8 protein-coding genes and 3 tRNA genes are annotated in these 8,272 nt (G+C 38.0%); 9 read left to right on the forward strand and 2 right to left on the reverse strand.

The features are described 5' to 3' along the window. The coding region (locus tag NTX86_00715; protein MCX5921833.1) for a S49 family peptidase at positions 1-633 on the reverse strand (633 nt) is incomplete at its 3' end. A 169-nt stretch (positions 634-802) separates the two neighbouring features. Between NTX86_00715 and NTX86_00720 the strand changes: the two genes are divergently transcribed. The 5 genes from NTX86_00720 to NTX86_00740 all read left to right on the forward strand — a co-directional run bounded on the left by NTX86_00720 (position 803) and on the right by NTX86_00740 (position 5,249). Continuing rightward, positions 803-1,846 (forward strand): hypothetical protein, encoded by a 1,044-nt coding sequence (locus NTX86_00720; GenBank protein ID MCX5921834.1) that lies wholly within the window; start codon positions 803-805, stop codon positions 1,844-1,846. Between the two features lie 20 nt (positions 1,847-1,866). Further along, entirely contained in the window at positions 1,867-2,910 is a 1,044-nt protein-coding gene (locus NTX86_00725) for a hypothetical protein (GenBank protein MCX5921835.1), read from the forward strand. A gap of 21 nt (positions 2,911-2,931) precedes the next feature. Continuing rightward, positions 2,932-3,975, forward strand: coding sequence for a hypothetical protein (locus NTX86_00730; GenBank protein MCX5921836.1), 1,044 nt, complete (start codon positions 2,932-2,934; stop codon positions 3,973-3,975). 181 nt (positions 3,976-4,156) lie between these two features. After that, positions 4,157-4,669 carry a hypothetical protein gene (locus NTX86_00735; protein MCX5921837.1) on the forward strand — a complete coding sequence of 171 codons (513 nt, stop codon included), beginning with the start codon at positions 4,157-4,159 and terminating at the stop codon, positions 4,667-4,669. 4 nt (positions 4,670-4,673) lie between these two features. Then, complete coding sequence (locus NTX86_00740) at positions 4,674-5,249, forward strand: hypothetical protein (protein ID MCX5921838.1); 576 nt, start codon at positions 4,674-4,676, stop codon at positions 5,247-5,249. Positions 5,250-5,291: 42 nt separating this feature from the next. Here the strand turns inward: NTX86_00740 and NTX86_00745 are convergent, their stop codons facing one another. Next, positions 5,292-5,936: a carbonic anhydrase gene (locus NTX86_00745; GenBank protein ID MCX5921839.1), complete on the reverse strand. Its 645-nt coding sequence runs from the start codon at positions 5,934-5,936 to the stop codon at positions 5,292-5,294. 154 nt (positions 5,937-6,090) lie between these two features. Between NTX86_00745 and NTX86_00750 the strand changes: the two genes are divergently transcribed. From NTX86_00750 to NTX86_00765, 4 genes are all read left to right on the forward strand, one after another. After that, complete coding sequence (locus NTX86_00750) at positions 6,091-7,791, forward strand: putative dsRNA-binding protein (protein MCX5921840.1); 1,701 nt, start codon at positions 6,091-6,093, stop codon at positions 7,789-7,791. A gap of 73 nt (positions 7,792-7,864) precedes the next feature. Beyond that, a tRNA-Val gene (locus tag NTX86_00755) sits at positions 7,865-7,941 on the forward strand. A gap of 29 nt (positions 7,942-7,970) precedes the next feature. Then, a tRNA-Asn gene (locus NTX86_00760) sits at positions 7,971-8,045 on the forward strand. A gap of 14 nt (positions 8,046-8,059) precedes the next feature. After that, positions 8,060-8,137 (forward strand) — tRNA-Asp (locus NTX86_00765). The last annotated feature ends 135 nt before the right edge of the window (positions 8,138-8,272 follow it).

An 8,272-nucleotide genomic window follows, 5' to 3' on the forward strand; every position in this document is an offset into this window, starting at 1 on the left:
ACTGTTGACGGTGTTAATCGAGAGTTTGCGTTGTGCAGCAACATCTTCAACAAATTGTTGATAAATGTCAGCAGACAATTCTTGCAACAACGCTTTTTCTTCCGGTGTTTTACTACTCAATGGATCGGTGATTGTTTTATACGCGCCAGTTTTTATTGGTGTATAACCGATCTTGAATTGCTCTATAAATTCCTTGAGTTGAAAGAGGGGAAGATAACACCCGATGCTGCCAATGGTTGCAGCGCCGGTTGCAATAATAGAGTCAGAACTGCAAGCGATGTAGTAACCGCCCGATGTGCATACATTTTCAACAAGGGTGATTACTGGTTTTGGATACTGTTTTTTGAGTGCTTGTATTTCATTGAATAATGCTTGGCTTGAGCCAGCAGCGCCGCCTGGGCATTCTATTTTAAGTAATACCGCTTTTATTGAGTTATCTTTAAAAAATGTAGTGAGCTGGTTATTGTAATACGATGCATCGTAGAGAATTCCTTTGATGGTGAGAACGCCAACCTTGGTGCTTGGTACCAGCAGCTTGCTATATTGTTTTCTGATGCTTTCAAAAACCATGGGTGCAAAATGTATGATGAGCAGTATGATGAAAATATTTTTAAGATAATCGAAAAATTTCACGTTGTTCCTTTAATGCAGTGATGAGCTATAAATTATTATCGTATAAGTGTATCGTCTATAGCGTGGCCATAGCAATTTAATTTTGAGCTTAATCGCCTGTTGATTTTTAACTGATTGGTGTGCTACTGATGGAATATATACATAAAATATTATTAAAGGAGACATAGGAATGGAATTTAGATTAAGTGATTGCGCGCGTTTGCCAGGTCAAATTGTTTTTTTTATTATTTCTGCAGCACTATTGGGCTATTTATTGTATAAGCCTGCTTCATCTTTTAATCCGATTGGTAAGTCATCTTTCGTGATACCATTAACGCCTGAAATTACAAAAAAATGGGGTAAAGAGCCGGTACATGTTAAAACAGGATTTATGATACATCAGTTTATTAATTTTGATGTTATCAAGAATGATTTTCTTATTACAGCAATTGTGTGGTTTGAATATGATCCAACAAAAATTTCGTTGGAAACTCTTGGCAAATTTTCTTTTACCAAGGGAGATATTACACAGAAATCTGATCCAGTAGTTACTAAGATCTCCGATAATCTTAGTTTTGCAAAATATCATCTGCGTGTACAGTTCAATACTATTTTTGATTACACTATGTTTCCCTTAAACGATCATATTATAACGCTTAACCTTACCAACACATCGGTAAGTGCCGATGATGTTATTTTTGATATGTCGCCAGTGGATTTTGTGGTGCCTGAATATGTGACAGTTTCTGGGTGGAATTTTGTAAAACATGAAGCAAAAAGTGGTTTTACAGAATATATGATTTCTCATGAAAACAAGACCACTAAGGAGCCTAAAATAGTGCTGAGTGTTGGTATACAAAAAAAGGATATTAGGCAGCTTGTTTTAATGTTATTGCCTATATTGTTATTGTTTTACTTTTGTGTTTTCATGCTCTCAATTGAGGAATTTAGTTTAAAAATTCAAAATATTTTAATGATTGTTACGGCCTACATGGCGTACAACGTAGTAATCCAAGCAATGGCGCCTAATGTTGGATACTTTATGCTTATCGATTATCTAGTTTTGTTTTTTTTATTAGTGATGTTTATTATTTTTGTAGCGCTTATGCTCGGAGAATTGCCAGAAGAAACGTTAGCAAAATCTACGTATGATAGCATTAAAGGTGGTACTGTTATAGCGGTGTACGCTCTGGTTGTAGGCGTTGTGTTTTATTTGACTCACTATTTAGTGTAATGTGTGATTGGAGATTGACCATGGAATTCAGATTAGGGTATTTTGCTACATTACAAGCGCAGTCGATTTTCTTAGTGCTTTCTGTAATGACGCTGGTTTATTTGTTTTATAAGCCCGTTATTACTTTTGAACCGGTGAGCAAGGAATCATTTGTACTTCCACTAACTCCCGAGGTGGTCAAACAATGGGGTAAAGAGCCTGTGCATGTCAAAACGGGGTTTATGTTTCATCAATTTCTTACCTTCAATGTAACTAAGAATGAATTTTTAATGACGGCGGTTATTTGGTTTGAGTTTGATCCTACTAAGGTATCGTTGGAAACGATTGGTAAATTTTCATTTACCAAAGGAGAGATTAAAGAAAAGTCTGAGCCTGTCGTTACCAAGATATCCGATACCTTGTCATTTGTACGCTATCATGTGCGTGTTCAATTCAATACTATTTTGGACTACAGAATGTTTCCTTTAAATGACCATATCATCTCTTTGAATTTCACCAATACAGCGGTCAATGCGAATGAAGTCGTTTTTGATGTGGCGCCAGCAGATTTTGTTGTGCCACAATACCTTTCTGTTTCTGGGTGGGATATTGTGAGCCATGAGGCAAAAAGTGGGTTTACTGATTATGAACTTTCTCAGGAAAAAAGAATGGTCATAGAACCCAAAGTTGTGTTTTCATTTGGCATACAAAAAAAAGATGTGAGACAGCTTATATTAATGCTATTGCCTATTTTGATATTGTTTTATTTGTCTATCTTTATGCTTTCGGTGTATGACTATCTTTTAAAAATGCAAAACGCCTTTATGGTTTTTACCGCGTATATGGCGTATAACGTAGTGATTCAAGCAATGTCGCCTGACGTGGGTTATTTCATGCTCATCGATTATTTAGTATTACTGTTCTTAGTGGCTATGTTTATTATTTTTCTCGCGCTGGTGTTTGGGGAGCTGCCACCTGAGTTGTTAGCAAAAGATACCTATGAAGACATCAAAGGTGGTGTGGTGTTGTTCGTGCACGCCATGGTTATAGGTACGGTGTTTTATTTGACTCACTATTTGGTATAGTCGTTTTAAGGGGTAGTTTACATGAAATTTAGGTTGAATCATTATGCTCGGTTAGAAGTGCACATCGTGCTATCGATTTTTTCTGCACTAATTTTCAGTTATTTGTTATATAAACCAATTTCTACGTTTAATCCAATAGGGCAGGAATCATTTGTGTTGCCCGTAACTCCTGAGGTTACAAAGCAATGGGGCAAAGAACCGGTACATGTTAAAATGGGATTAACGTTTCATCAGTTTCTTAAATTTAATGTCATTCAGGATGATTTTTTAGTGACGGCTGTTATCTGGTTTGAATTTGACCCTACTAAAGTTTCTTTGGATACGATTAGCAAATTTTCATTCACCAAGGGAAATATCGTACAAAAGTCTGATCCGATTGTTATTAAAATTTCTGATACCAAGAGCTTTGTGAAATATCACCTGCGTATTGAATTTAATACCATCCTTGATTATACGATGTTTCCATTGGACAACCATAAACTTTTTTTGAATTTTACTAATACAGCGGTTGATGCAGATCAGGTTGTATTTGATGTAGCACCAAAAGCTTTTGTGATACCAAAATATCTTACTGTTTCTGGATGGAACATAGTTGAACACAATGTTAAGAGTGGTTATACAGAATATGAGATTCCCGAGGCAAATCAAACAGCCAAGGAGCCTAAAGTAGTGTTTAGTTTAGGCATACAAAAAAAAGATATTAGGCAGCTTATGATAATGTTGCTGCCGATATTATTGTTGTTTTATTTTTGTGTTTTTATGTTAACGATTGATGATTTTAGTTTGAAAATTCAAAATATGCTTATGATTATTACGGCATATATGGCGTATAATGTGGTGATTCAGTCAATGTCACCTAATATTGGCTACTTCATGCTGATTGATTATGTAATGCTCTTGTTTATCATTGCTATGTTTATAATTTTTATTGTTCTTATGTTGGGTAATCTGCCTGAAAAAATACTATCAAAAACAACGTATGAAAAAATAAAGGGCGGCACCGTACTGTTGGTATATGCAATGGTGATAGGCTTTATGTTTTATCTGACTAATTTTTTGGCGTAAAAATAGTTTTTTTTGATTTGATTCAGCATCGATAGCGCTATCGATGCTGATTTATTTTAATGGGCAGCCTGACGCTTTTGCTTTGTGTAGTTTCTTGTAATGTCTAACCTCAAGCTGCTACGATAAAAATAGAGGGGTGCTGCATATCTGTGCGGAAAAATTTAAAAGGGGAGTGTTGGTTATGTTTAAAAAATCCTTGGTGCTTCGCATTTTTTCGTTACTATCAACCATTATGAGTTACGGAATTGCCAAAGCTATATGCCCCATTTGCACCATAGCGACGGGTATTGGGGTGGGGTTTTCAAGAAGGCTTGGCATTGATGATACTATAACGGGGTTGTGGGTCGGTGCACTTATTGCATCAACCATAGCATGGACTATCAATATTTTAACGAGCTACGGTATTAGATTTATTGGCAGAAAGCCGCTCGTCGCTTTTATATACCTACTGCTCTTTCTCTGGCCATTATACTACTACAACTATATCGGCATTCCGGGAAACACACTGTGTGGGTATGACAAACTTTTACTGGGTATTATTATTGGCATCATTACGTTTACGGTGGGTTGCTTGTGGTATAACTCGATTAAGGTTAGTAACGAAGGTCATGCCTATTTCCCATTCCAAAAAGTTTTTATGCCAGTTGGACTCCTTATAATTATGAGTATTCTTTTTTACTGTATAACGAGGTGAACTCATGGATACTAAAATAAAAAATTTGCAGGAATTGATTGATAAAGTAGATCAGATGAAAAAACAAGAAAAGATGGATCTTTCATCTGATCAAGATCTTACCATTGCAATCATGAATCTGATAAGTATCGAAGAACACCTATTTTTTACCGGGGCAAAAACGGGCAAAACAGAATATTACGATTTGATTAACGAAGTGCGAGAGATGCGCAAAGAGTTGCTCAAGAAAATTATTAAAGAGTATGAAGGGGAAGTCTGGTGTATTTCAAAGCACCTTTTAGCTTCTTCTATGCGCGTTATGGAGGTAGGCACTAAGCAGCTCGGCATGGGCAATAAAGAAGAAGCCTATGAGTTTTTTAATAAGTCCTACAAGCTCTATTCGCTTTTTTGGGGACTGAATATGAAGCTTATTGCGCCAGGAAGCATTCAGACTCATGAGTCTGAATCAAGTAAGGCTAATTATCCTGAAAGCGTAAAAACTAAGGTAGATACGTCGGCGTCTCAAGCCAAACCAACAAGCACCTTTATGAGTAAACTTGGAGAGTTGGTTAAAAAAGCAATTGATTGTTGTCTCGAGTAGCTGATTGCTCATTAGGTAGTCAGTTTCTGTTGCAAAAAACTGTTATAATGGGTTCCAGTTATTTTTTTGTTGGTCATACGTGTGAATGATGCCAGTTTCTAGGTCAAAATACCATGCATGTATAGCCAATTTTCCCTCTTGTATTCGTTGCTGTATCAATGGGAAGCTATATAAATTATGCAAAGAATTAATGAGAGCGTACTGTTCGCATAAAGTAATCTTCTCTTCAAGAGTTGCAGTAACGTGTTCTTTGGTTACTCTGTCACGAGCAGGACGTGCAAGTTCCATCCATTTTGTGATAAAACCATGTGATTTTTTATCGAAAAACAGCGTATTGCTTTCCAGTAAGGCTTGAATGCCACCGCATTGTGTGTGCCCAAAGATAATTATGTGTTCAACTTCTAGAAAATCAGCAGCAAATTCTAGTGCTGCGCTCGTACTGTGGTAGGTGTCACTATCTTCATAGGGTGGAATGAGGTTGGCTACGTTGCGTAGGACAAATAATTCACCTGGCTGACAGTCAAAGGTCATGGCTGGATCAACCCGCGAATCGGAGCATGCTATAATCATGGTCTTTGGTTTTTGGCCATGCAACACGAGCTCGCGGAAAAGGGTGCTTTCGGGGCTAAAAAATTTCTTTCTAAACTGCTTATTGCCGTCAATAAGTTTCTTAATTTCTTGTGACATATACGAGATTTCTCCAAATTAGGTTACTAAGTCACTAGTGTAGCACATAAAAGAGTAGAGAGGAATGGGGTTTTGAGGTTCATTGACTCTTTATGGCAACCTATTACTATTAGAATATGTCAATTTTAACAGTTTTTAAATACAGGGGTCGCGCATGATGAATTACGATTCAACGTTTAAGAGAGTTTCCATAGCACTATTGTTTTTTGTAATCTCAGGATTGAATAGTACTAGTTTTGGTATGTGTCTGGAAATGGAACATAAAATTAAGGGCGAAAAGTTTGACGCATCAACAATAAAAAAAATTGAGAGTACTATTGGCTATCAATTTAAAAATAAAAAGCTGTTGATGAAAGCTTTAACGACGAGGGCGAAAAATCCTGATGAAAATTATGAGCGATACGAATATTTTGGTGATAAGGTTTTGGATGTCGTTATTGCTAAAATCTTATTACAAGAGTATCCAGATGCTCCCGAGGGCGCCCTTACAGGGGCTCGTCAGGCTTTAGTGAGTCAAGAGCCTTTGGCAGCGTTGTGCTTGCGTCTCGGATTACATGAATACATTCAGGATGCTAAGTCTTCTGTTCCTCTATCAAGTTTATGTGACATTGTAGAGTCGACCGTTGGCGCAATTTGCGAGGATGGCGGTTCTATGGCAGCTCAAGATTTTGTTTTAAGATTCTTTTTACCCATGATCAAGGATAAAAAATGTCCACAAATGACAAGCGTTCTTGTGAAAGCTGCGGCTTCGACATTAAAAGAAGATGTTAGGTATGAGTATAAGGATGATACTTGCATACTGACAAAATCCGCTGGTAAGGGTTGTGTTACTACGAATTTGGATAAAGGTTATAAACTTAAGGGATCTTACGATACAAAGAAAGACCCTAAGCGACTTGCTCGTTACTGTGCAGAACGAGAGTTTATACAAAAAGAATTAGATGAAAAATATCAAGAATGTGTCGTGCGTTTAGCAACCGATGCGGATTATAAGCCTATGGATAACGTGCCAGCTCTCACTATGTCGTGGAATGTGGGTGAGAAAGACAATTATCGCGTTTGTCTTCATACGGTAATGCAGATGCTTGGTCGCCAAAATCCAAGTTATAGCTTTAAAGATGGTGATCAATCAGCAGGAACCCGTTTTGTATGTACCTTGGATAATCATCTATTCGAATCACCCACCTGTTCAGCATCGACCAAGAGTGAGGCGGAAGAAGCTGTTGCGCAAATCGCTTATAAAGAAATACAAAAGGCTGTTATTTTGACCAAGGACTTAGTCCATGATTCTCAGGCGATAGCTGCTCTTGATAAAAAAGATCCCGTAACATCACTAAATCTGATGTGTCAGGCGCTTAAATTACAAGCGCCAACCTACACGAACCATTATAGGGAAAAAAATGGAGCAGTGGCCTTATATTCTCGCATGGGTGCTCCGTGGTTAATGACGGAAATTGAGGGGCCATTAGAGGCAACAGTCAATGAGGCAAAGGTAAGAGTAGCAGCACGAGTAACTTCTCTCATGCAGCATTTCTCGGACGGCTATATTGAGCCTAAAAAATTACAATTGTTATGTGATTTAGGTGGAACGACAGAACCACTCGGCACTTTGATTAGATTGTCTCAAGCTACTGGTTTACAAAATCCTCGCATTGAAACCACTATTTGTGAAGGACCGGTTTCTGAAGGTCTATGCTTTGAAACGGCAATTACCGTCGCTGATAAAAAATGGGGGAATAGAGTAATTACTGGTTGCAAGGCTCCTTCAAAAGCAGAAGCTGAAAGGGCTGCGGCTAAAAAAGCATTGAATTATGTAGCTAATAAAATGTTTGAAGACGAAATAACTAAGGATTAGATAATATTTTAATCAAATTCTTTTGACTTTAGCGCGTCTTTCCTTTACAATTTGGTGAGTTACCTGAATTTAAGGGCGGTTAGCTCAGCTGGTTAGAGCATCAGTCTTACAAACTGGGGGTCGCAGGTTCGAATCCCGCACCGCCCACCATTAAATCGGTTTTTATCTTTAAAATTTTTTCCTCGGTAGCTCAGTGGTAGAGCACACGACTGTTAATCGTTAGGTCGCAGGTTCGAGTCCTGCCCGAGGAGCCATAGCATTTGGTTATGGAGCTGTAGCTCAGTTTGGTTAGAGCGTCCGCCTGTCACGCGGAAGGTCGCGAGTTCGAGTCTCGTCAGCTCCGCCAGTCTTCGCTCCTGCTACGCAGGGCTTCGTCTGGCTGACGCCACTACTTACGGAAGTAAGGAAAATATTAAATGTTTTATTGCGAAGACTGCCCGAAATAGTCGAATAGGCGACGACGGGCTTATTTGTTTTTTAC

This window comes from Candidatus Dependentiae bacterium (assembly GCA_026389015.1).
Taxonomy (GTDB): domain Bacteria; phylum Babelota; class Babeliae; order Babelales; family Vermiphilaceae; genus JAPLIR01.

Bases quoted from the DNA above. Each gene is read 5' to 3' on its own strand.
- NTX86_00720 (MCX5921834.1), top strand. From the start codon at position 803: ATGGAATTTAGATTAAGTGATTGCGCGCGTTTGCCAGGTCAAATTGTT.
- NTX86_00725 (MCX5921835.1), top strand. From the start codon at position 1,867: ATGGAATTCAGATTAGGGTATTTTGCTACATTACAAGCGCAGTCGATT.
- NTX86_00730 (MCX5921836.1), top strand. From the start codon at position 2,932: ATGAAATTTAGGTTGAATCATTATGCTCGGTTAGAAGTGCACATCGTG.
- NTX86_00735 (MCX5921837.1), top strand. From the start codon at position 4,157: ATGTTTAAAAAATCCTTGGTGCTTCGCATTTTTTCGTTACTATCAACC.
- NTX86_00740 (MCX5921838.1), top strand. From the start codon at position 4,674: ATGGATACTAAAATAAAAAATTTGCAGGAATTGATTGATAAAGTAGAT.
- NTX86_00745 (MCX5921839.1), bottom strand. From the start codon at position 5,936: ATGTCACAAGAAATTAAGAAACTTATTGACGGCAATAAGCAGTTTAGA.
- NTX86_00750 (MCX5921840.1), top strand. From the start codon at position 6,091: ATGATGAATTACGATTCAACGTTTAAGAGAGTTTCCATAGCACTATTG.